Source organism: Mucilaginibacter sp. P2_D11 (assembly GCF_056404435.1).
This window is the reverse complement of record NZ_JBFUEA010000004.1, coordinates 171683-197055: the sequence shown is the minus strand read 5'-3', so window position 1 is coordinate 197055 and position 25373 is coordinate 171683. Positions and strand designations below refer to the sequence as shown.

Sequence of the window (25373 nt, the reverse complement as noted above, 5' to 3'; positions counted from 1 at the left end):
ATTGCGCACTTAAAACCTTTGTATAGAACATATAATAGCGAATTTCTATATAGGCTAAAAATCCGTATAGGTTAAAAAGTAAAATATAATGAGTAAAAAAATAACTAAAATTTGTTGTATTGGCGCAGGATACGTTGGCGGGCCTACTATGTCTGTAATAGCGCAAAAATGCCCTGGAATTACAGTGACGGTGGTTGATTTGAACCAGGCCAGGATTGATGCATGGAACGACCCAGATACCAATAATATACCTGTTTACGAGCCCGGCTTGCCGGAGGTAGTGGCAGAAGCACGGGGTAGGAATTTGTTTTTTTCCACAAAAGTTGACGAAGCCATCGCCGATGCTGAAATGATCTTCATATCGGTTAACACCCCCACTAAAACATATGGTACGGGCAAAGGTATGGCGGCCGACTTAAAGTATATTGAATTATGCGCCCGCCAAATTGCAAGGGTATCAACCACAGACAAGATTATTGTTGAAAAATCCACGCTACCGGTAAGAACCGCTGAAGCTGTAAAAAACATATTGCAAAACACCGGTAACGGAGTCCAATTTCAAATATTATCAAACCCGGAATTTTTAGCGGAGGGTACCGCCGTAGCAGATTTGCATGCCCCCGATAGGATACTTATAGGTGGCGACCCTACTGAGGAAGGGCAGGAAGCACTGCAAGCCCTGGTTGACGTTTACGCCAACTGGGTGCCCAAAGAAAGAATATTAACTACTAACCTGTGGTCGTCAGAGTTGTCAAAACTTACAGCAAACGCATTTTTAGCGCAACGGGTGTCGTCCATCAATGCTTTATCTGAACTGTGTGAGCATACAGGCGCAGATATATCAGAAGTTGCCCGCTCTATTGGCACCGATAGCCGCATTGGCCCTAAATTCTTAAATGCCTCGGTTGGGTTTGGTGGTTCATGCTTTCAGAAAGATATTCTTAACCTGGTTTATATAGCACGTTCTTATGGATTACAGCAAGTTGCAGATTATTGGGAACAGGTGATTATCATGAACGACCATCAGAAAAGGCGCTTCGGCAATAAAATCGTAAAAACACTTTACAACACCGTATCCGGGAAAAAAATAGCGTTTTTAGGTTGGGCGTTTAAAAAAGACACCAATGATACGCGCGAATCGCCGGCAATATTTGTTGCTGATGATTTGCTGAATGAAGAGGCAATGGTTGCCGTATATGACCCTAAGGTATCTGAGCAACAAATACTTGGTGATCTTAATTACCTGCACACTCGTCCCGAAACTAAAAATGCTGAGTTAGTAAGCGTTACTGAAAATGCTTACGACTGTTGCAAAGGCGCCCATGCCATAGCTATTATGACTGAGTGGGATGAATTTAAAACCTACGATTGGGAGCAGATTTTTGTTAATATGATTAAACCAGCCTTTTTATTTGACGGCAGGAATGTGGTAGACAGAAAAAAGCTAACGGCGATTGGGTTCAAGGTGTACACTATTGGAAAGTAAATTGTACAAATATTTGCTGCATCTTAACTATACACAAAATAATTCATTAGAAGTATTCTGATGAATTATTTTGTGTACTATAATATACTATAGGAGAGCAATAACCTATAATTCGAAAAAGACTTTACCTATTTTTACTTTAATTCCTAATGAATTCATCTAAGCGTGTACTCTTAAATACAATTATTCTTTATGGCAGAATAATATTAACTATGGGTATTACCTTGTATTCCACGAGGCTTGTATTAAATGGTTTGGGTAGTAGAGATTATGGTATATTTAATTTAATAGCTGGCATAATAGCCATGCTGTCGTTCCTAAATGCAGCAATGAGTACTTCTACTCAGCGGTTTTTGTCCGTTTACCAGGGTAAGAAGGATCTGACAATGCAGAAAACTGTTTTTACTAATAGCTTAATATTACACCTTATAATTGGGTTTTCAATTGTGCTCGCCCTAGAAACCGCAGGGCAATTTCTTTTTAAGGGGTTTTTAAAAATCCCTGCCGACAGGTTGGATGCAGCAAAAGCGGTATATCATTTTATGGCGGCCACCGTCTTTTTTACCATACTTGAAGCCCCGTTTACAGGCACGTTAAATTCCAATGAAAATATATTGTGGTTGGCTATTGTAGGCATAATAGAGGTTATTTTAAAATTATGCCTTGCAATATTTATTGCGCATGCAACCGCCTACGATAAATTAATACTGTACGGCATTATGAACCCCTGTATAACTGTATTTAGCTTTTTGCTTTATGCTTCCTATTGCTTAGTTAAATACAATGAAGCATCTTTAAAGAACTGGAAATTAGCAAACAAATCGTTAATACAGCAATTGGCATCATTTGCAGGTTGGAATTTGTTTGGTTCCTTATGCGTTTTGGGTAAAACACAAGGAATTGCCGTTATACTAAATTTATTTTTTGGCACAATTATAAATGCTGCATACGGTATCGCCAACCAAGTAGCCGCACAGTTAAATTTTTTGTCTGCTGCGTTATTACAGGCGATCAATCCTCAAATTATGAAAAGCCAGGGGGGCGGTGATACCGAAAGAATGCTGCGCTTATCAATGATAGCAAGTAAGTTTAGCTTTTTCCTGATGGCCATGGTATCTATCCCATGCATTTTTGAGATGCCGGCTATTTTGAAATTTTGGTTAAAAGAAGTACCTAACCATACTATTATATTCTGTGATCTTATATTAGTCGGTATCCTTATCAATCAATTAACTATTGGCCTGCAATCGGCAATACAAGCCACCGGGAAAATTAAATCGTATCAAATAGTGGTTGGTACAATTATACTGCTCAACATCCCCATCGCCTATATTATATTAAAGCTTGGCTACCCCGCTTACACTGCTATTATTACCTTTTCTGTAGTAGAACTTATTGCGTGTATATTCCGGCTATATTTCACAAACAAAATAGCAGGTCTATCCATTAACCTGTATTTTAAAAACGTGATCTTACGTGAAATTGCTCCAACGCTTATCGTAGTAGTTTACTGTTTCATCTGTACCCATTATTTAACATTTAATTTCAGATTTGTGTTTACAATCATCAGTTCTGTATTTATTTTTTGTTTAGGTATATATCTAACAGGAATAGATAGAGATGAAAAGAGCTTAGTTACTACCGCATTATCATCAATAATTAATAAGTTCAAAAAAAAGGACGTTGTATTAACCTAATATCATCACGCAATGAAGTATATTTACTATGAGTCCGTCAGGGGAAATTTTGGTGACGATTTAAACCCGTGGCTTTGGAAGCAGTTCTTTGGTGAAAATAATGAAAATGATTCAATTGCATTTTTAGGGATAGGCTCAATATTGCATAACGATATTCCATTAATACAATCGCTTCAAAAAAACCAAAAAAAAATCGTTTTCGGTTCTGGTGTTAGACCAAGTTACAATAATTTCAAAGTTGATGATACTTGGGATATACGATTTTTAAGAGGCCCCTTATCATCCGCTACTTTAAAAAACAAGTTTAAATATATTGCCGATGCGGCCTATGCTATGCGCTTAACCACCGGCTTTAATGCAAGCGTAAATACACCCAAAAAACACGAAGTTGGGCTTATGCCTTACTTTAAATCAATGGATTATTTCGATTGGAAAAGCATATGTTCCGAGCTCGGTTTTCATTTTATATCCCCGCATTCCGAATTAGGTGTACAACATACCATAGATGAGATAGCTTCATGTAAAGTTTTAATTACCGAAGCGATGCACGGTGCTATAGTTGCTGATATATTGAGGGTGCCATGGAATCGATACGTGTTATCCACCCCATTTACGGAGGGTTCGATGGTTTCCGAATTTAAGTGGATGGATTGGTTGCATTCCGTACAATTAGGCAATATAGATACCACATTCATAAAGTTCTACCGGAAATCATTTCTTAACGAATACATTTTAAAATTTAGCTCAAGTGTCATCAATGCGGAATTTTTAATTAAAAATGTTGTAAAAAAGGAAATTCTCAAGTCGCTTTCTGCAATAAATAATTTCTTTCTTTCTGACGACAATATTGTAAAAGAAATTGATGACGAGATCGGCAACGAAATTCAAATTTTAAAAAATGAATTAGCTGTTAATAAATAGTTTAATTATAACAGGATATCTAACAGATATTTTATGCATTGCAACAGCTTTAACACCAAGCTTAATTTTTCTGTAAATATTACTTAATATATCTCCATGAATCTTTTAATTATTATAGCAGTAATAGTTGCATTTCAAACGGCGAGAGGTCTTTTTGTTTACTTAAAAGGTCGAGATATAACATATTTATGGGTAAGTTTCTATTTAATAACAACGCCATTAACGTTTTCAAAGGTAATCGGTAACGAAGCAGATATAGCGGCAACCGGTACATTACCGGCATCATTCAGGTTTACCATCCCATTGTTGTTAGCTGCGTTGCTGGTTTTTAAAAGTAACTTTAAAAATGTGTTTAAATTCAGTTTTAAAAATTGGATGGTCATAACATCATTATTTATAATTATATCAGTATTTAACCCTTATAACGAAGATTATGCCGCATCCATTTCTTATGGAATCTTCTTCGTATCCAACATTTTATTTTTGATCGTTATAGGTAGCTATATAAGCGCAATACAACTGCTTAAGGGATTATTCGATGGCTTGGCGGTCCTTTGCATCATTCAGCTTGGTTTAGCTATATGTTTCCCCGTACTTAATATTGTACAAGTAACCTCTATGTTCCACGCTGCAGATGCAGCTATCGGGGCTACCAGGGCGGGTACAAGGGAAGGTGCAGTAGGCTTCTTTAATCACCCGGGCCGCCTGGCCATCTTTACTCTTATTGCGTCCAGTTATTTTCTGTCAACGTATCTTTATAATTACAAAAAGCAAATTAGTTTAATTTTATTGATAATTAATGCAATAACCCTTTTTCTTACTTATTCCAGAACATCCTACGTTGGCATTGTAATACTTGTTGTACTTCTGGGATTTATCAAAAAAAATGAACATAAAAATGTTTTCGCGCTTCAAAACATATTAAAATTCATGTTACCCAGCAGTTTACTTATAGGATATGTCATCTTCCTTTCTCCTATGAGCGATATATTTCTAAAAGGTGATTCGCAAACACAAGTATTAAACCGCACTATTCACTATAAAATAGGGTATAAAATATTTCAAACTTCCCCTGTAGTAGGAGTTGGTTTAAACGCACATGTGGCATACATCAACAAACATCCTGCAATTCTGGGGCCATTTCTTTACGATGCGAAAAGCGATTTTTATAAAAAGAATCCCATACATAATATCCATTTAATAATACTTGCCGAAACCGGTCTCTTAGGGTTTATCGCCTGGATCACCTTTATTTTAAGGAACATATACCTCAGCGCCCGTCAAATAAAATCAAGCAGGAATCAAATACTCTCGCTAAGTTTTATTGGGGTACTTGTAACAATTTCGTTTTACGGCCTAACGGGGTGGTCCCCGTTTTCCTTAGAGATATTACCATTTTTTTTCTTCTTTACCTTTTTTGCAATAAAAGCCAGGGCTTAATTTTTGATGAAAAAAATATTGATCATATTACCGTACGTGCCCTATCCATTACAGTCGGGCGGCCAAATAGCTGTTTTCGAAATGATAAACTACTTGCGCAGCAAGTTCCAAATTTCAATTATAGTTCCTCAAGGCCAGGCTTTAAACGAACTTGGTAAAATTTGGCCTGATGTTGTTATACACCCCTTTACGCCAGCCGTGCAAACTAAGGTGATAAAAAAGATATCAATACTTACCTTAAACGCTTTTCAAAAATTATACAGTTCGTTATATAAAACAGCCAGCAGCAGCGTAGACCTCAGCAGCAATTATTTTTTTGAAATTAGCGCCGATTTTATAGGGTTTGTTAATGGCATAATAAACGCCGATAGCTTTGATTATGTGCAGGTAGAATTTTATGAATACCTGCCACTTGTTTGCTTTTTGCCTGGGACAATCAACAGTATTTTTATTCATCACGAAATACGTTACGTCCGCAATCAACGCGGTGTTGAGGCCTCGGGCGATAACTCCATCTTAACAAATTTCATTTTAGCATCGGGTAAAGGGCAGGAAATTGAACTGTTAAAGCGCTATAAAAAAGTTGTCACGGTATCAGATACCGATAAAACCATATTGTCGGAATACATCGATCCGTTAAAACTTTACTCTTCGCCATTGGTAATAAAATCAGCGGGGGCTGATAACATCAATTACAACTTTCAAAATTCTCTGTTTTTTTTGGGTGGCTCAGACCACTCCCCTAACGTAAATGCGTTAAACTGGTTTTTAGAGAACTGTTGGCCGGCACTATCTTCAGCTAAAAAGGATCTTAAACTTATTGTGATAGGTTCCTGGGATATTAAGAAAGCCACCGCAGCGACTGGTAAAAGCGGCATTGAGTTTTTGGGTTTTGTAGACGATTTAAAAACAGTGTTTAAAAACGGGATATTGGTTGTACCAATGAGAATTGGCAGCGGTATGCGGATGAAAATAATTGATGCCGTAAACTATGGCGTGCCGTTTGTAACCACAACAATTGGTGTAGAGGGCCTGGATTTTAAAACCGATACGGATTGTTTCATTGCAGATTCTCCTGAGGAGTTCACAGCCAAAACCCTCGAATTGGTAAATTCTGAAAACCTGCAGAAAACGTTTATAAGCAACTCGCAATCGTTAATACGCGAAAATTCGTCTTATGATAAGTTGATGCACATTCGCGAGAAAATATATACTTCTTAAAAGCTGTAATTTATATTACCGGATATTATGGATGGACTTTCAATAATTGTTACTTACTATAAAGGCGAAAGTTTTATTTTTAAATGCCTTGACTCTATTTTTCAATCTTACGATAAGTCTAACAAGATTTTGCAAAACGAGGTTGTCCTTATTATAGATTCTATGGGCGATGCCGAACGGATTGAAGGTTTATTAAAAGAAAAATACGATGCGCGCCCCTTGCGTATTTTAAAAAACGCGAAAAACTTAGGGGTTTCCGCATCGCGTAATGTTGCATTAAATGAAATAAGATATCAGTTTTATACAGTTATAGACCAGGACGACTATGTGAAGGAGGATTATTTTTCAGTTTTAGAAAAAGAACTGGATAGTAACACAGCCATTCATATAATAAACGGTACAATTTTGTACATAGGCAACAATATTGAGGTACCAATTTATTTCTTTGCTCCCAAGTTCAGTTTCCGAAGCCTGATTTTGAAGAACACATTTATTTATACCCCTGGGTTGCTTATTTTGAATTCTAAATTTGTTGCTCCTAACAATTTATTTATCGATACGTCTGAACAATATAAAGGTTGTGATGATTGGGCTGCATACTTGAATTTATTGATCGACTTAAACGATTCCGTGTCGCAAAAATATATTAGTACTCCACTGTTTGTATATTGCCTGCATTCCACCAATTACAGTAACAATAAAGGCGAAATGATAAACTCTTCCATTGCCGTATTAGACTACCTGCAGCAAAAAACCCAATTAAATAAAACCAATGCCGAAGATATTAAGGTGGCACATACCATGCAGAAATTCTATTACGCTAAAGATGTGGATCTGCTGAAGAAAACAGCCTTGCTGAAAGCCTACCCTGCCGGTTTTTCATCTCATTATTTTCTTTCGTTTTTTAATAAAGAACGCATGAACAGGTTAATTTTTAGGTTGGCGTACCTGAAAAAAAGAATTACCGGATAACAATTGTAGATATAAATAGTTATATAGGCGTACAGGTAAAAAATCGTCGCCATGAAAAAAGTCGTTTTATTATGCCAATTATTAATGCTAATTAATAATTGTATCGCGCAGCAAATTATTGTTTATCCAAGCCCCGACAAAAATTTCAATAAAATATCTGACAAGTTTATTGTCACAATTAAACAGAATAACACGGTAAAGAAAAGTATTGTCTATAAAACCTCCGCCCAAAACGGCACCTTGCGCGAATGGGGCCAGGAGCAAAACAACAGTTTTCATTTTACCAATTTTTCATTCTCTGGCAGTGTATCTGTTGAAGTTGAAAAACTAAACTCAACTGCCGATACAGCCATTATACGCCCTACGAGATTGGGTATTGGGGCGCTCAGGACTACCTTGGGCAACGCAAACAGGAAAGTGAACTTCACTTTAACTAAGCCCGCTAAAGTTTCTGTTGAATTTAGTGATGATAAAGGCAACAGGAACGCCCTTGTATTATTCGCCGATAGTTTAGAAAACAAAAAGAATGTACCAGACTCCTTTGCTGCAAGTACATACGTGGTGAAAGATTCCGCAGGCCTTTATAACGTACCGATAACGGCCCAAACGGTTTACTTTAAACCGGGCATTTATAAAATTGGTTTTTGGACCATCCCGGCTAATGTTAACCATGTTTACCTGGCGGGAGGGGCTTACGTAAAGGGGTACTTAAACAGACAATCACCCAATAGCATAATTATAAATGGCCGGGGCATATTATCTAATGAGGGTTACCCTTACCACTACCCCATGACGGGGAACCTTCACAACAACGATGCTAAAGACTGGTACCGTTGTATAACAATTAAGAAGGGCCAAAACCACCTCATAGAAGGTATTACTATAATAGAAGCCACCGGCTTTAATATACTCGCTATGGGGAACAACATCACTATTAAGAATGTTAAAATAAACGGTTTTAGGTATAATAACGACGGTATTGCCCTGATTGGTGACGGAGATAAAATTATTGATTGTTTTGTACGGTCCAACGATGATGCTATTGTGTTAACTACAGCTACGAATTTAACGGTTACAGGCTGCGTTTTTTGGCAACTGCAAGGCAGCGTGTTTCAATTGGGCTGGACGCCGCACACGATGCACGACATTAACATTTCAAATTGCGACGTGCTGCACGACAAAAATACCGACTCGGAGGGGAACGTTGGCTTCATAAACGCTATGAATTATATGCAGGCAAGCCAACCGGCAATTATTGATAATGTTACCGTCAGCAATATCTATTTCGACACCCCTATTCTCCGTTTCATTGATATCAGGGGCGACAGAAAATATGTTTCGAGCTACTCGGCAGCTTCAGCACCTATGAATTGGGTTTATAAGAATTTCCGGTTTTCAAATATCTACTTCGTTCAAACGGCCAGCAAGCATCCTTTGTTCTTTTTACACGGGCAGCGCGCCCAGAACCCTCTATTAAATTTCACGTTCGAAAACATATATTTTAATCACATAAAAAGCTCAAGAAATTTGAGCGACAGTTCAATTGTTAATGTGAAAAGCATAAAAAATTTGACAGTTAAATAGCAGTAGCAAAGCTCGATTAAAAGGTGTTTAAACCTGCGTTGGCAATGTGTTTGCGATACGTAAATTCACTGTAGCCACTCATTGTCGTTTGTTAGTGCAGGATCTTCTTCTGATTTTTTATACTTTATATTTGCCTAGTCGAATCAACGCCAATGAAAATAAACCACCATAACTCATTTTGAGTGTCGGTTTTTCTTAGTGTTATAACTTCTATCATTACCAGAAATTTGTTTTATCGCCTGTGCGAAAAACCATTAACTAAACAGCAATCTGCTATTAGCCGCAAATTTGAATTAAAGTGGTAATTTCCAAAGGCTATATTTTTCCCACCTGCTAATTGCAATCAGCGATTGTTCAGGAAAATCTCTTTTAAACTTTTTGGAGGCTTTTTTCATAGCGATGAGTTTCAAACCCATCGCTATAATAACAATTATCAAAGCAGGCCCGGCCCTCATTCACTATGTTGTTGAAAATTTTGATCGCGGATTTTTAAAAGCGATTTCCTTGGCGATTGTTCAGTTATTGCTTTATAAAAAAAATGTTCCGTATTAGTAATAACTCATTGCGCTAAAAACAGCCGGCTAAAAATAATTAAGAGTTGCGTTAATTGTTATATAAATTTGGAGTAAAAATTGTACTTTAGCAACGCAAACAAACAATCAATACTAAATAACTAATTATTGTGTGTTTTCTTTGTGAATTTTCAATTAAACATTAATATACTCACTGTTACTTCTGCAAATGAAAATATTATTGGCCACCTGGACGTGGTATCCCATCGGTGGTGATTGGACTTATGTTGAGAATGTTAAGAGGCTTTATGAAGATAAAGGACATGAAGTAATACCCTTCAGTACCCACAGTGAAAATAATTTAGAGACCGAGTACGATAAATATTTTGTTTCTACTTTTAACTATAAAGAATTAAATCAAAAAAAGAGTTTATTAAACGGCGTCAGAGCTGTAAAAAACTCCGTGGTTTCTTTTGATGCACTGGACAAAATTGAACAGTTAATAAAAGACCATCAAATTGATTTTGCACACTTTCATATTATACAGCATTATGTTACACCCGCTATTATCTGGAAATTAAAAAAAGCGGGCATCCCGATTATTTGGACATTGCATGAGTATAAACTAATATGCCCGGAAAATACATTTGTATCTAATGGTGTTGTTTGTGAAAAATGTTATGATCATAAATTTTATAATTGTGCTTTAAATAAATGCAAAAAACAATCATTCCTGGCAAGTTTGCTAGCCAGTATTGATGCTTATGTTTATCATTTTACAAAAACATACAGTAAGGTTAATTACTTTTTGTGCCCATCGCAATTTTTGCTTGAAAAGTATAAGCAATTTAATTTTCCTGAATCGAAGTTATTGCTTACTAATTACTGTTATGACATTGCTTCATTAGATAGGCAATTACAGGAATTACAATTAGAGTATCCATCGCCTCCATCAAAGTATATACTTTACGTTGGGAGAATAGAAAAAGTTAAAGGTATCATAACGCTTATAGAGGCCGTTGCCGGGACCGATATTTTACTAAAAATAGCAGGCACCGGCAACTTATTTGAGGAAGTTACCGACTACGTAAGAAATCAAAAACTTGACAATATCGAGTTTTTGGGGCTACAAAACAAAAGAGACGTATATCGCCTAACCAAAGATGCGCTGTGTGTTGTTTGCCCGTCCGAATGGTATGAAAATTATCCTTTTTCGGTGATAGAAAGCATGCTGTTACACAAAGCTGTTGTTGGAGCAAGCATAGGCGGGATACCAGAATTAGTGATAGATAACCAAACCGGCTTTTTGTTTGAACCGGGTAACGCCGTAGAATTGAAGGATAAGCTGTTAACCCTTTGGCAAAACCCCGAATTAGCAGTAGAATTTGGTGCCAACGGAAGAGAGTATGCTTACAACAAAGTAAATTTCGATACACATTGGGAGATACTTGAAAATATAATAGAAAAGCTACCGATAAGGCAATTATCATAATATGCATAAAACAACATTAGCTATTGTAGGAATAAGAGGCTTGCCAAACAATTATGGTGGTTTTGAAACACTTGCAGAATACCTGGTTGAATATTTAGCCAATGATTTTGACATAACTGTATTCTGTTCTTCTACAGACATGCCCAACAAACAATCGGACTATAAGGGCGCCAGGCTAAAGTACGTTCCTATCACCTCGCATGGGGCATTAGGTATTTTATATGACAGCGTATCATTGCTAAAAGCTGTCTATAAATTTGATAAGATTTTATTTTTAGGGTTTGGCGCAGGTTTTATGATGCCTTTTTTAACTAAGAAAGTCAAATCAAAAATCACCTTAAATATAGGTGGGTTAGATTGGCAACGCGATAAGTGGTCAAAAAATGCTCAAAAGGTAATAAAAGCCGCCGAAAAGCTATTAATATTAAATTGCGGGCAAATTATTTCTGATAATGTTGGAATACAAACTTATATTAAGCAAGAATATAATAAAAATAGCGACTTGATTGCCTACGGAGGAGATCAGGCTGAATATCGCCCGATTACAGAAGATTTAATTAATATCTATCCCTTTTTAAAGGATAAATATGCATTTATTGTCACCAGAATACAGTCAGACAATAATATTCGCATGATTTTAGACGCATTCAGCCAACAAAACGAACTCCCATTAGTAATGGTTGGCAATTGGCAGAATTCTAAATTTGGCGAAGATATTAAAGAAGAGTATATTAGCACGCACAACTTAATATTGCTGGATGCAATTTATGATCGAGAAATATTAGACGTATTGCGCAGCAATTGTTCAATATACATACATGGGCATTCGGCCGGTGGTACCAATCCCTCACTTGCTGAAGCGATGTATTTAGGCTTGCCGGTTTTTGCTTATGCATCTGGCTACAATGAAAACACCACAGGTTTTAAAGCGTCATATTTTAAAAGCTCAGAAGAATTAACTGATTTGATTCGCAATTATAAGAACCTAGAATTGAAAAAGATAGGTTTAGATTTAAAAATGATTGCAGACAAAGAGTATAGATGGAGTGATATTGCTGCAAAATATAAAAAAATAATTTTAAAATAACTTATATACACTATACATATGCTTAAAGTTGCAATTATAGGTGCCGGGAAAATGGGAATATCTCATTTGTCAATTTTGGGTGCTCATCCCGATGTTGATGTTGTAGGGGTATGCGACACCTCTAAAATGGTTAACGACTTTCTATCTAAATACGGTAAATTCAATGTTTTCACTGATTTTAAAAAAATGATGAGCGAAACAAAGCCTGATGCCGTAGTAGTTGCCGTGCCTACCAAGTTTCATTACAGCATGATCAAGGAACTGCTGCTAAGTAAGGTCCACATTTTTGCCGAAAAGCCCTTTTGCCTTACCGCTTCGCAGGGCGAAGAATTAGTAAATCTGGCCAAACAACAAGGCATCGTAAACCAAATTGGCTATCACAACAAGTTCATAGGCACCTTTGGAGAAGTAAAACGCCTTGTAAAAAACGGCGTATTGGGTAAAATATACCATTTTGTTGCGGAAAGCTACGGCCCCGTGGTAATTAGGCCCCAGCAGGATACTTGGCGGTCTGACCCCTCTGAAGGTGGTGGCTGTTTAATGGATTACGCATCACACGTTATTGATTTAGTAAACGATATTCTTTCACCGGTAGCTGCCGCAAAGGCAAGTTTGTTAAAAAAGGTATTTTCTACCACGGTTGAAGATGCGGTTTATTCTACGTTAGAGCTGGAGAACAAAATTAGCGGCGTGTTATCTGTTAACTGGAGCGATGAAACCCATCGTAAAATGACGACCTCACTTACGATTGTTGGCACAAACGGCAAAATTGTTTCTGATGCCAACGAGCTTAAGGTTTATTTAAAAGACAACCCGATTGATGGGTACACAAAAGGCTGGACGGTAAAATACATTACCGATTTGACTGAAGAAGTTGATTTCTACCTACGCGGAGAAGAGTATTCGGCACAATTAGATTATTTTATAAAAGCAGCCTTAGGCAAGGTGCCTAATACTATAAACACATTTCATTCTGCCTGGAATACAGATAGAGCAATTGAAATGATAAAACAAAGCGCTATTTAATATTATGGAACGAATTTTATTTGGAGATAATCAATTCTTTGCGGTAAACCATATTTCTGACGAAAAATCACGGGCACAGTCCATTAAATTCAGAGAAGATAGTGCAATTATTAAAACTCTGGACGAAGCCCGTTCTGTAGGGATTAATACCTTTATGTGCACTACGCATGACAGGATTGCCAGCATTTGCAACACTATACGTGCAGAGCCTGAAAAATACAAGGATTTTAAAATATTCCCTTGTATGCCGTATGCACATAAATATGCCAATGCAGTAACCGAATTAGGTATAGCCGGCACATTAAAGCAATACGTACCGGGCAATTTCTTCGGATCGATGTTTAAAGGGGGCATGGCATTTTTGTCAAAAGATTACCTTTCTATCATGGAGCTTTTAGTGGATGCCGAAATGAAAATGTTTAAAGGTATTAATACTCCGGTAATCTTTTTACAAAACGTTATTACCGATCTTTTCCTTGGCTTGCGTGCTTACGAGGTTTTGGCGGCTTTTCAGCATTATGTAAAGAAAAAATACAACGCGGACGCTGGTTTTATAACGATGAATATGCCTAAACTGCTTGATGCGCTGGAGGGCCAGGGAATTAAAAACCCAATCATTTGCTCATCCATCAACAAAGTAGGGTTCCGTATGAGTGGTGGCAAAGAAATTTATGAAGAAACTTTGCGTACGCGCGAAGTAAGGGCGATAGCGATGCAAGTATTGGGTGGTGGTGCTATTTCGCCTAAGGAAGCAATTGAATACGTTTGCGGGCTGCCAAATATCGAATCGATATTATTTGGTGCATCGTCAAAAGCCAACATTGCAAACACTGTTGAAAATATTCACCTGTTCGATAAAAAATAACAGATAAGCACCGTACGCACGTTGCTGCATATATAAAAGCTGACTATTGGTTAAACCCAACAATCAGCTTTTATATTATAAAAATTGCAAAGGCTGTTTCGTTTTGCACGCTTCATAACTGCGCGAGACTTACGCTAATACCTAAACCATCTTAATCATCCGGCATCAGCTAAAAATGCGTTCTAGGCAACCTTGCTAAACTATTAAATAATAAACTTATTTTTGCGCAATTAATATCATTTGGGAGGAAATTGTTAATTTCCTATTGATTAATAATATACATTATTAACAGCTGGGGTAACTCTTAAAGTACTTTTACTTTTTACGATAATAAACTAACAATTGACCGATAATTTGAGAAATTTGTATAATTTAGCGACATTGTTTGTTAAGTGTTTAATTTAATATAATTTGAATAGAATATTTACTAATAAGCTATTTCCCTCGCAGCTTTCAAATATTATAGACACGGCAAGCAGGGTACCTTGGGCAATCAACAATCGTTATTGTTTTAACACCGAATAAGTTTATCGCATATAATATTATTGCATAATTTTGTTTAGTGCATATTTTAAACAGAAGTATTTTAAGACTTAAGAAACTGATATTTTCAGTTAATTAACAAGCATTTATAACATGGTTCACCGCTACGCTACCTTCATTAAAACTATCAATCTTACTTTTGATTATCTAGTTTTAAACGCAAGTATGGTTATAGCTTATTACATTGTTGATAAAGTGCACATACTGTGGGCAACCAATAAAAACTACCTCCCCATTGTTTTAGTATTTAACCTCACGTGGCTACTTTCGGCAAATTTAACCCGATTGTACGATAAGGTACTTAACCGCGATGCCGTAAACACCTACCGCAACGTAATAAAAACATACCTGATTTTTATTGCGCTGATCTGCATGATCGTAACCATAATAGGCATAAAAGCTTATTACATAACACGGGGCTACCTCGTGTATTCCTGCGCGCTGTTTGGCGTAATCTTATGGATATGGAAGCTGATATTCCTGAGCATCCGTAAAAGCGACAGAGCCTCCCTTTATGATTCTCGCAAGGTTATCATCGTAGGGAGTGGGCGCATAAGCAATGATTTACATGATTTTTTTAGAGGCAACCCCGACAGGGGCTATAAACTGGTAGGTTTTTTTGACGATAATCCCGATTCGGTAGGCGATGTAGATAAACACCTTGGCTCTACCGACGATTGTATAGATTATGTACTTAACAACAAAATAGATGAGATATTTTGCACGCTGCCCGTTGCCGAAAGCCAAAAGATAGAGAAACTTTTATCAGATGCAGAAAAAAATCTGATACGTTTCCGCATCATCCCCGAGTATTACGATTACGGCATAAAGCCAGTGCTTATACAAAGTTTTGGCCACATACCAGTAATATCCGTAAGGGCGGAGCCGCTGGAGAATATGCTCAACCGGTTTGTAAAACGCTTGTTTGATATTTGCTTTTCTATATTCATCATCGTATTCTTTTTCAGCTGGCTTTTCCCTATACTGGCCATATTGATAAAGCTGGAATCTAAAGGGCCTGTGCTGTTTAAACAGCTGCGTTCCGGCCGCGATAACAACCCGTTTTGGTGCTATAAATTCCGCAGCATGCGTGTAAATAACGATAGCGACAGCGTGCAGGCCGTGCGTAACGATAGGCGTGTAACAAGGTTGGGCGCCATTATGCGCCGCACCAGCATTGACGAGCTACCACAATTCTTCAACGTACTAAAAGGCAATATGAGCGTGGTTGGCCCGAGGCCCCACATGCTGAGCCACACTATACAGTACTCGCAACTGATAGATCGGTTTATGGTGAGGCATTTCCTAAAACCGGGCATTACCGGCTGGGCACAGGTAAAAGGCCTGCGTGGCGAAACCCGCACTACCGAAGCTATGCTACAACGTGTAGAAGCCGATGTATGGTACCTGGAGAATTGGTCGTTTCTGTTTGATATGAAGATAATTTTCCTTACCGTTTGGAATGCCCTTAAAGGCGAAGAAAATGCTTTTTAGGCCTACAATTTATCCCAGCCTGCCGTGTTGTACCGGCCATGCCAACGGCTTATAATAACCGCAGCTACTAAACCCGGTTTTTTGTATGGCTTGCCGGTAATGTGCCGCAGTGTGTCTTTAAGCTGCCGCCCCATTTTTTGGTAGTTCATGTTATCTATGATTTCCAGCGATTTTTCGCCCATCAGCCTTTTTTCGTCACCCGGCAGGTTGATGTATCGTAAGATAACAGTTGCTATATCCTTTATATCGAAGGCATCGAAGCCAAAGCCGTTTACGCCTTCTATCAGCAAATCGTTAGCTGCATTTACCGCACGGCTAAGCAGCACAGGCAAGCCCGAAGCCATAGCTTCGTTCACTACCAAGCCCCAGGTTTCAGAAAAGCTGGGCAGTATGAATGCTTCTGCCCGGCCAAAATAAGCTGGCAACTCATCATTGCCTACTGCATCGACAAACAGAACGCTTGCCAGGCCCATCCTCCGCACATCGTCTTTCAGCAATTCCTCCTCTGGGCCGTTGCCAATAATCATCAGGCGATAGCCCGTATCCTGCTTTTCTATATCGTACCAGGCATGCAATAGCCCGTGAAGGTTCTTTATGGGTACTAGCCGGGCCACGCATATAATGGTTTTATCAGCAATACGGGTTGCCCTGTCTGTTTTAAAAAGGTCGTTGTCTATACACGCAAAACCATAGAAAAAATGTACGCCCTGGGCCTTAAACACGGCATAATCGGTATCATAGCTTTTTGCTGGCAACCAAAGCGCATCGGCACGGCTGGTAATAAGATTTTTCACCCATTGTACCACGGCGTTGCGTTTTACCTGAGCAGGGCGGGCATCATCAAACATGATGAATTTTTTCTTGTTGGTTTTTGCCCAGGCTATGCCCAGGGCACCCGCAAAAAAAACAATAGATGGGCCTATGATTACATCGGGCACAAGTTTATCCAGTTGGGCAAACAGATCTCTTTTCAGCTCCTGTTTTTGGATATCGCCCGCGCTTTTATCCAGGTAAAGGCAACTCCACCAACTGTGGGCACTGTCAACGGTGTCGAAAGCGTATGGCGACCCCTTGCCAAACAACTCTATAGCGTTCAGTTCGATGCCTTGCGTTGCCAGATAGGTGCGTAAATAAACCAAACGGCCTTTCCAGTAAACCCTAAAATCATTATTTAATATCACTACTTTCATTAGGTGGCTTTTTTAAACTTATCCCATATCACAGGGAACAAAGTTTTCATCCATAATTTAGCGAATGCACCAAAATAATCGGCTGGGAAATGCTTTTTTATGTAAAAAAGGTATTCTTTATAAGCCAGTCCTTTGGGGCTGTATAAGTAACTTATGCGCTTTTTAAGGGAGTATTTACCCGATAACCAATTAACCCCATGGTCGTCTTCGCAATAACCGTAAAACCCCGGGGCAACTAAAACATGCAGGCCAGCCTTGAATGCAGTAAGGGTGTAGTCGTAATCGGCCAGATAATGCGTGTAGGCATCGCAGAAGATGCCAATTTTCTCTACTACTGCAGCATCTACCAAAAAAACGTTGGCATTGCCCAGCTGGCATGGCAGCGTGCCGTTATCAAGCGGTTTAAGGGCGTAATAGGCTGCATGGTTAAGCTGATATAGTGCGTGCCCGCCATAACTAATTCTATTGCTGTTTGGGCTCAGCGTTGAGCCTACCAGCACTGTGCCTGTAGCTGGCTGCGCTTTATAGCAATCAATCAACCGAGCCAAGGAACCCGCCAGCAAAACAACATCGTCGTTATAAAGCAAAAACACGTCGTATTTTTTTTGCGTTATGGCATGCTGCCATAGGGTACGCATGCCCCCTGCCCAAAACAGACTGCCCGTGCCGGTGATTAATTTCACTTTGGGGAAAGCAGCTGCCACCGCTTGCGCGGTACCATCGGTAGAGGCATCGTCCAGCAAATAAATATCCGGATCCAGGCTATCGAAACCCAGTTGCGTGGTTAAGCTCTTAAGGAAACTGAGTGTTTTTTGTTTACGGTTATAGCAGGCAATTAATACTGCACAATTAATATTTTGTTGCATAACGGTTCGGGGCTTCATCTTCTTCGTCGCGGCCATATCTGTTAAACGCCTTTTGCTTGTCCTTTAAAAACAAGAATATCATTACGATAGGTAAAAACAATATTGGTTCGCCAAAGCTCAGTATCAGCAAAATAAGCACACAGTACACAACGTTTTCTGCAGTAAGCACATATTGCCAGCAAAATTTGCCGTATTTGTACAATAAAAATATTAGGCCCACAAGGCCAAATTTGGCAATAAAATCGCCCACGCCGTTTGAGATATTTATCGGGTATTGCTTGTTAAGCACATCGTTATACCTGTTGCTTACGCCTAATATAAGTTTATCGCCAAAACTATTGATGATGTGCCACAAGCTGGAGAAACGGTTTAGAGGGATATCCATGTGGATGCGGTGATAATATGTTTTGAGCACCCCAAGCCGGTTAAGGTCGCGCATATCTTCATTGTAAGTTTCGATTATCTTATCGCCCAAAAAGGGGATAAAAATAAGTGCCACGATAATGGCGGGCACCAATATCAAAACGTAGATATTGATTTTGGGGACCTTATACCTGTACGAAAGGAATATCAGCACTAGCAAACCCAGATAGTTTGTTGTAGAAAATGTGGTGATATTGGCAATGATAAGCAACACGGTTATATTATCATACTTGAATTTATTTAAGTAGAAATGGAACATCAGTGTAATTACCAGGAAACAGCCGAATGCGCCGGGTTCCCAAACAAAGCCAGAGTTGGTCAACTCGTGAAAGCCTTGCGTGTAGGTAAAAACCAAAGCGTTAGTATAACCCGGTATGTTGTTGCCTGTTGGGAAATTTACCGTAGTAAATAATTTGTACATGGTTGGAGCCGACAGCAGCTGTAAAGCATAGAAAACTAGTGATATGATGGTTAAATGCACCATCACTTTAACAAAATAAGCCAGCAGCTTCTCTTTCAACACAACGCATACCAGAAAACTAACCAGTAAATATTTGAAAAGGAACAGGTAATCGCTATACAAATAATCGGTCTCCAGATCGTTAAAAAGAAAAAACCGGACGGTTACAAACAACACATAGACGCCAGAGAATATGCCGAAACTGTTAACGTCCTTACGGCTAATCATTTTGTTGATTATGGCGTAAAAAAGCAATGACGCTATTATGGCCGCCCATGCTATCGCTGTGGATGAAATGATGTTGGCATTTGCCGATAACAGCAAAAAAACCAGCATTATAAAATAATTGATGTCTATTTTCTTTTGTTTACGCGCCATGCAGATGAGCTTTTTTTGAAAGAATATTTAAAGTGCGGCCAAAAAGGCAATTAAGTTATATTTTGAGTTGCGTTGATAAACTGTTTTATATCTTTAAAAGAAGCATTGTTGTGCTTAAGTTTTTCCAGGCCCCAGTCCCACCATTTTATATGCAAGAGGTGTTCTATTTCAGCAGGTTCGAAACGGTACCTCAATACTTTTGCGGGCACGCCGGCAACAATGGCGTAAGGCGGCACATCTTTGGTAACCACAGCCCCTGCGGCCACTATAGCTCCATCGCCAATTTTGATGCCATCGGTAATAATTGCGTTATTGCCAATCCAAACATCGTTTCCTATTATCGCAATCAGCTTTTTTTCAGCATCGGCGTACAAAAACTCTTCAAAACAATTTTCATCAACAAAACTAAACCCCGCCTGCTTTTCAACCGAAAAAAAAGCCGGATGCGTTGATACGAATATCCTCGAGGGGTGTGTGCCGAGACCCGTTTGTATGTTGCTGCCTATTGAACAAAACCTGCCAATGAACGTGTTTTTTATAACACAGCCATCTGATATATAAGTGCCCCGTCCTATATGCGATGTACCCACAACTACCTGGTTGCCTATAACATTAAACCCTTCGAAAGCGTTATGCATGTTAAATACCACGCCGCTGCCAATTTTTACATTGTTATTGAAGTTAAGCAACCTGTAATAGTTCCGCTTGAGCCAATTCCTCATCCTCATTTTGTACGGTAAACATAAATATTTTAGTGCATTAAAGGTCGCTAAAGATAGCAAGTCGTAGATTTTTTTTCGTTGCGTTAACGGTGCTGCAAAATATTTGTTAATTAATACAATAACCGCATAAAGCTATTTACTTTAAAACCAATGCACTTATTATTTATGAGAACTCTTTTTCATTAAGGCCCAGGCCCACTCCTGCTCTGATATTCAATCAGGGCTTATTGCACATAAATTTTATAAAATCACAAAAAATATAACTATACTTGCATCGCTAGCTTACTTTTATTGCAATGTTAATAAATTTAACACCACAATTTACAAATATCATTATCTATGAAAAAAATATTAATTACCGGAGGTGCGGGTTTCATTGGCTCATGCGTAGTGCGCAGATTTGTAACACAACATCCCGACTACTTAATTATTAACTTAGACGCATTAACCTATGCCGGGAATTTGCAAAACCTGATTGATATTGAAGACTTTCCGAACTATCGGTTTGAGAAAGCCGACATTAGGAACAAGGAAGAAATAAATGCAATTTTTGACAAATACGACATCACCGATGTTGTTCACTTGGCTGCAGAATCACATGTCGACAGGTCTATAACCAATCCGCTTGACTTTGTACTTACCAACGTTATAGGTACGGTAACCCTTTTAGAAGCTGCCAAAGAAAAGTGGAAAGCAAATTATGCTGAGCATATGTTTTACCACATTTCAACAGACGAGGTATACGGGGCGTTGGGTGCAGAAGGGCTGTTTACAGAAGAAACCCGTTATGATCCGCATTCGCCTTACAGTGCAAGCAAGGCCGCTTCAGATCATTTTGTGCGGGCCTATCACGATACTTATGGTATTAAAGTGCTCGTTTCAAATTGCTCAAATAACTACGGGCCGTACCATTTTCCAGAAAAACTTATTCCACTTATGATAAATAATATCATTAATGGTAAGCCTCTACCGATTTATGGTGATGGAAATTACACACGCGACTGGTTATACGTCAAAGACCACGCTATTGCTATCGATCTACTATTTCACAAGGGTACAGTAGGCGATACCTATAACATCGGCGGCTTTAATGAGTGGAAGAATATTGATTTGGTACTGTTACTTTGCAAGCAAATGGATGAAAAATTGGGCCGTGAACCAGGCACCAGTAACAAATTGATTACTTACGTAAAAGATCGCCCCGGGCACGACAGACGGTACGCCATCGATGCGAGTAAAATAAACAAAGAACTTGGCTGGAAACCATCAGTAACTTTTGAAGAGGGGCTTTCCGAAACGATAGACTGGTTCCTGGCCAACGAAACCTGGTTAAATAATGTTACAAGCGGCAACTACGCAAGCTACTATGATAAACAATACGCCAGTAATTAGCCCATAAGTACTAAAACATGACAATTACACCTACAGCACTCGAGGGATGTTTAATAATAACTCCACGGATATTTAATGACGATAGAGGATACTTTTTCGAATCGTACAGCCAAAAGAATTTTAATGAGGCCGTTGGTTACGACGTTAATTTCATACAGGATAATCAATCATTTTCAACAAAAGGCGTATTTAGGGGCCTGCATTTGCAAAAAGGCGAGCATGCGCAGTCTAAACTGGTAAGAGTAACGCTGGGCGAAGTATTAGATGTAGCGGTAGATGTGAGGAAGTCCTCTCCTACTTTTGGCCGGTATGTTTCTGTTAAATTATCTGCGGAAAATCACAAGCAGTTTTTTATTCCCCGTGGGTTTGCACACGGCTTTATAGTACTGAGCGATGTTGCAATTTTTCAGTATAAATGTGATAATTACTATCATAAAGCATCAGAAGGCGGTCTACTGTATTCAGACCCTGATTTAAATATCGATTGGGGAATGCCTGCAAACGAATTGTTAGTTTCAGAAAAAGATTTGGAATTGCCCTTGCTAAAAGATGCCGGTGATTTCGGTTTTTAAAAACAGTAATATTAATACTTAAACATAGGAAAACTCAATATGCAAAATATAGTAGTATTTGGAGCTTCCGGTCAGTTGGGGCAGTGCTTAAAAAAAACAGCTGGACTAAAAAATATAACATCGATATTTTTCCCGCCCGAATCAGAAGCTAATATACTTGATGCAGAGGCACTGAGCAAGGTATTTGAGCAATATAAACCCGCTTACGCTATTAATTGCGCAGCGTATACGGCTGTTGATAAAGCTGAAGATGACATTGACCTTGCAAGAAAAATAAACAAAACAGGCGCCCAAAATTTAGCCGTTCAATGCAAAGCATACGGAGCCGCGTTAGTGCACGTATCAACTGATTTTGTGTTTGAGGGCAACTCTACCTCCCTTTTAACCGAAGATGACCCTACCCACCCTATAAGCGTTTATGGCCTCACCAAGCTTGAAGGGGAACAAGATATAATTGCGATATTGCCTCAACACTATATATTACGTACTAGCTGGCTATACTCGGAGTTTGCTAACAATTTTGTAAAAACCATGTTAAAGTTGGGCAGCGATAGAGATGAGCTTAAAATAATTGCCGACCAGATTGGCACCCCTACTTACGCTATTGACCTGGCCAACGCGATATTAGATATTATTACGTTGAGCACAGGAGAATATGGAACCTATCACTACAGCAACGAAGGTGTAACGTCATGGTACGATTTTGCTAAAGGGATATTTGATATTTCTAATACGGCTGTAAAACTCTACCCTATCCGTACAAGTGAATATCCCACCAGGGCCACCAGGCCAGCTTTTTCGGCAATGGATAAGGCTAAAATTAAAAAGACATTTGGTTTGCAAATACCTTACTGGCGCGACAGCTTAGTTGATTGTATAAAAGCGCTTGATACTATCAGTTAAATTAAATCATTACAAATATTATTATGAAAGGAATTATTCTCGCCGGTGGTTCTGGCACTCGTTTATATCCTATTACCAAAGCTATAAGTAAACAATTAATGCCGATATACGATAAGCCGATGATATACTATCCGCTATCGGTACTTATGTTAGCGGGCATAAATGAAATATTGATCATCACAACACCCGATGATCAGGCGGGCTTTATAAGGCTATTAGGAGATGGCAGCGATTTGGGCTGCCGCTTTGAATTTGCGGTACAAGAAGTGCCGAACGGCCTTGCCCAGGCTTTTGTAATAGGCGCCGATTTTATTGGTAAAGACAAAGTAGCTTTAATTTTAGGCGATAACATATTTTATGGATCAGGCTTCAGCACCTTAATTCAAAGCTTCAGCAACGTAAGCGGTGCTGCTATATTTGCATACCCGGTGGCAGATCCGGAACGATATGGTGTTGTGGAGTTTGATAAAGATTTTAAGGCGCTTTCGATAGAAGAAAAACCCCTAAAGCCAAAATCTAATTACGCCGTACCGGGCTTATACTTTTATGATAACCAGGTGGTTGAAATTGCCAAAAATATCCCGGCATCTCCGCGCGGCGAATACGAAATAACTGATGTAAATAAAGTGTACCTGGAAAAAGCCGAATTGCAGGTAGGCGTAATTGACAGGGGCACGGCATGGCTGGATACAGGCACTTTCGACTCTTTGAGCGATGCAACGGAATTTGTAAGGGTTATCGAAAAACGGCAGGATACAAAAATTGGATGTATAGAAGAAGTTGCTTACCGGATGGGATTTATTAGTTACGAAGCCCTGCAGCAACTGGCAATAAAGTATATAAAAAGTGGTTACGGCAAATATCTGCAAAATATTGAGCAATAAAGGCTTGCATTACCCTACACCATCGCATAATAATGATCATCTGATAGTGCGTTAAACGAATTTTTTAATTTTTATTTCTTATAATCATTACAAGCAACTAGTTTTAGGCAACTTTACAAGTTACCCATGAAACCAAAAAAAAGCAGACGACAATTTCACCTTATTGATAAGATTGCTTTGGGGCTAAACATAGTAACAGCAATATGCCTTATATTGAGTTACCTGGCTCCCAGCACAGATCCGCGCGACTCTGTTATTATTGCCACGTTGGGTTTTGGATATTTATTTTTAGTAGGTGCCAACCTGATTTTTGTGATTTACTGGGTTTTTAGAAAACCGCTATTAATGTTGATATCGTTAGTATGCGTGTTATTAGGATTTCAAATGATGAGCGCGCAATACGGTTTTCGCAAGCAGCTTATTGCTAATGAAAAAATCGATTCGAACAGCGTAAGGGTGATGCAATATAATGTACATGGCCTAAAAGGTATAGATAGGTTTGAAGACATGCCTATTCAAAATGAGGTTTTAGATATTATCGGCAATAAACAACCTGATATTCTTAATTTAGAAGAATTTGTAAAATACAAAGTAAACCGCGATTCGATTAGCAATCAAATAAAAACTACCTATAACCTCAAGTACGCCTATTTTAATATAGATAAAGTGATTAGAGGGGATTCAACTGGTAATATCATGTTTTCCAGGTATCCAATTATTAATGCCGGGGAGGTAGATCCTCGTAATTTGGTAAATACTAAAGCCATATTTATTGATATAAAATACAAGGGCAAAATTGTGCGGGTTTATTGTATTCATTTAATAGCCGTTGAAATTAAGGCACGATCAAAGAAAAAGATTTTAAGCGGTAGCGCAGGTATAGATAATACAACATTTATATTTAATAAGCTAACCGGGGCCTTTGTCACACGCAGCTATCAGGTTGATCAGATAAAAAGAAGTTTCGACTCGTGCCCGTATCCTTTTATCGTTACCGGAGACTTTAATGATACGCCGATTTCCTATGCCGTTAATGAGTTAGGCGACGGGCTAAAAAATGCATTTGTTGAAAAAGGCAGCGGGCTACAAACAACTTATTATTCCACTTTACCATTGCAAATTGACTACATTTTTGCAAGCAAGCAGTTTGATATATTAAACTATCAAGCAGTAAATAAAAAAATATCTGATCATAAAGCGATTATTAGTGATCTAAAACTTAAGTAAGGATATTCTAATAATA

Annotated in this window: 22 protein-coding genes; 18 read left to right on the top strand and 4 right to left on the bottom strand. The window is 38.6% G+C overall.

Going from position 1 to position 25373, the window contains the following annotated elements; genetic code table 11:
• The first annotated feature begins 88 nt into the window (after nt 1–88).
• The 13 genes from AC1DXC_RS07495 to AC1DXC_RS07435 all read left to right on the top strand — a co-directional run bounded on the left by AC1DXC_RS07495 (nt 89) and on the right by AC1DXC_RS07435 (nt 16340).
• Nucleotides 89–1486, top strand: coding sequence for a UDP-glucose 6-dehydrogenase (locus AC1DXC_RS07495; protein WP_477458525.1), 1398 nt, complete (start codon nt 89–91; stop codon nt 1484–1486).
• 149 nt (nt 1487–1635) lie between these two features.
• Entirely contained in the window at nt 1636–3183 is a 1548-nt protein-coding gene (locus AC1DXC_RS07490; protein WP_477458524.1) for a lipopolysaccharide biosynthesis protein, read from the top strand.
• 12 nt (nt 3184–3195) lie between these two features.
• Entirely contained in the window at nt 3196–4104 is a 909-nt protein-coding gene (locus AC1DXC_RS07485; protein WP_477458523.1) for a polysaccharide pyruvyl transferase family protein, read from the top strand.
• Between the two features lie 96 nt (nt 4105–4200).
• Nucleotides 4201–5544 carry an O-antigen ligase family protein gene (locus AC1DXC_RS07480; protein ID WP_477458522.1) on the top strand — a complete coding sequence of 448 codons (1344 nt, stop codon included), beginning with the start codon at nt 4201–4203 and terminating at the stop codon, nt 5542–5544.
• Nucleotides 5545–5550: 6 nt separating this feature from the next.
• On the top strand, nt 5551–6765 hold the full coding sequence (locus AC1DXC_RS07475; RefSeq protein ID WP_477458521.1) for a glycosyltransferase: 1215 nt from the start codon (nt 5551–5553) through the stop codon (nt 6763–6765).
• Between the two features lie 27 nt (nt 6766–6792).
• Complete coding sequence (locus AC1DXC_RS07470; RefSeq protein WP_477458520.1) at nt 6793–7737, top strand: glycosyltransferase family A protein; 945 nt, start codon at nt 6793–6795, stop codon at nt 7735–7737.
• Between the two features lie 84 nt (nt 7738–7821).
• On the top strand, nt 7822–9321 hold the full coding sequence (locus tag AC1DXC_RS07465) for a glycoside hydrolase family protein (protein WP_477458519.1): 1500 nt from the start codon (nt 7822–7824) through the stop codon (nt 9319–9321).
• A 399-nt stretch (nt 9322–9720) separates the two neighbouring features.
• Nucleotides 9721–9873, top strand: coding sequence for a hypothetical protein (locus AC1DXC_RS07460; protein ID WP_477458517.1), 153 nt, complete (start codon nt 9721–9723; stop codon nt 9871–9873).
• Nucleotides 9874–10062: 189 nt separating this feature from the next.
• Nucleotides 10063–11325: a glycosyltransferase family 4 protein gene (locus AC1DXC_RS07455; protein WP_477458516.1), complete on the top strand. Its 1263-nt coding sequence runs from the start codon at nt 10063–10065 to the stop codon at nt 11323–11325.
• A gap of 1 nt (nt 11326) precedes the next feature.
• Entirely contained in the window at nt 11327–12412 is a 1086-nt protein-coding gene (locus AC1DXC_RS07450) for a DUF1972 domain-containing protein (RefSeq protein WP_477458515.1), read from the top strand.
• A gap of 18 nt (nt 12413–12430) precedes the next feature.
• A complete protein-coding gene (locus AC1DXC_RS07445) occupies nt 12431–13438 on the top strand; it encodes a Gfo/Idh/MocA family protein (protein WP_477458514.1) in 1008 nt (335 codons plus the stop codon).
• Nucleotides 13439–13442: 4 nt separating this feature from the next.
• Nucleotides 13443–14303, top strand: a complete 861-nt coding sequence (locus tag AC1DXC_RS07440) for an aldo-keto reductase family protein (RefSeq protein ID WP_477458513.1) — start codon at nt 13443–13445, stop codon at nt 14301–14303.
• 636 nt (nt 14304–14939) lie between these two features.
• On the top strand, nt 14940–16340 hold the full coding sequence (locus AC1DXC_RS07435) for an undecaprenyl-phosphate glucose phosphotransferase (RefSeq protein ID WP_477458512.1): 1401 nt from the start codon (nt 14940–14942) through the stop codon (nt 16338–16340).
• Between the two features lie 2 nt (nt 16341–16342).
• Here the strand turns inward: AC1DXC_RS07435 and AC1DXC_RS07430 are convergent, their stop codons facing one another.
• The 4 genes from AC1DXC_RS07430 to AC1DXC_RS07415 are packed head-to-tail and all read right to left on the bottom strand — an operon-like array spanning nt 16343 to nt 20379.
• A complete protein-coding gene (locus tag AC1DXC_RS07430) occupies nt 16343–17530 on the bottom strand; it encodes a glycosyltransferase (RefSeq protein WP_477458511.1) in 1188 nt (395 codons plus the stop codon).
• Nucleotides 17530–18396, bottom strand: coding sequence for a glycosyltransferase family 2 protein (locus AC1DXC_RS07425; protein ID WP_477458510.1), 867 nt, complete (start codon nt 18394–18396; stop codon nt 17530–17532). The genes AC1DXC_RS07430 and AC1DXC_RS07425 overlap by 1 nt, the downstream gene beginning before the upstream one ends.
• Nucleotides 18380–19657: a hypothetical protein gene (locus AC1DXC_RS07420; protein ID WP_477458509.1), complete on the bottom strand. Its 1278-nt coding sequence runs from the start codon at nt 19655–19657 to the stop codon at nt 18380–18382. The genes AC1DXC_RS07425 and AC1DXC_RS07420 overlap by 17 nt, the downstream gene beginning before the upstream one ends.
• A 50-nt stretch (nt 19658–19707) precedes the next feature.
• Nucleotides 19708–20379, bottom strand: a complete 672-nt coding sequence (locus AC1DXC_RS07415) for a CatB-related O-acetyltransferase (protein ID WP_477458508.1) — start codon at nt 20377–20379, stop codon at nt 19708–19710.
• A gap of 339 nt (nt 20380–20718) precedes the next feature.
• On the opposite strand from AC1DXC_RS07415, the gene rfbB reads away from it, so the two are divergent.
• The 5 genes from rfbB to AC1DXC_RS07390 all read left to right on the top strand — a co-directional run bounded on the left by rfbB (nt 20719) and on the right by AC1DXC_RS07390 (nt 25357).
• Nucleotides 20719–21771: a dTDP-glucose 4,6-dehydratase gene (rfbB, locus tag AC1DXC_RS07410; protein WP_477458507.1), complete on the top strand. Its 1053-nt coding sequence runs from the start codon at nt 20719–20721 to the stop codon at nt 21769–21771.
• Between the two features lie 17 nt (nt 21772–21788).
• Nucleotides 21789–22343 carry a dTDP-4-dehydrorhamnose 3,5-epimerase gene (gene rfbC / locus AC1DXC_RS07405; protein ID WP_477458506.1) on the top strand — a complete coding sequence of 185 codons (555 nt, stop codon included), beginning with the start codon at nt 21789–21791 and terminating at the stop codon, nt 22341–22343.
• A gap of 39 nt (nt 22344–22382) precedes the next feature.
• The gene (rfbD, locus tag AC1DXC_RS07400; protein ID WP_477458505.1) at nt 22383–23246 is read left to right on the top strand and encodes a dTDP-4-dehydrorhamnose reductase; all 864 of its coding nucleotides are present in this window, start codon (nt 22383–22385) and stop codon (nt 23244–23246) included.
• Nucleotides 23247–23269: 23 nt separating this feature from the next.
• Nucleotides 23270–24130 (top strand): glucose-1-phosphate thymidylyltransferase RfbA, encoded by an 861-nt coding sequence (gene rfbA, locus AC1DXC_RS07395; RefSeq protein ID WP_477458504.1) that lies wholly within the window; start codon nt 23270–23272, stop codon nt 24128–24130.
• Nucleotides 24131–24256: 126 nt separating this feature from the next.
• Nucleotides 24257–25357: an endonuclease/exonuclease/phosphatase family protein gene (locus AC1DXC_RS07390; protein ID WP_477458503.1), complete on the top strand. Its 1101-nt coding sequence runs from the start codon at nt 24257–24259 to the stop codon at nt 25355–25357.
• The last annotated feature ends 16 nt before the right edge of the window (nt 25358–25373 follow it).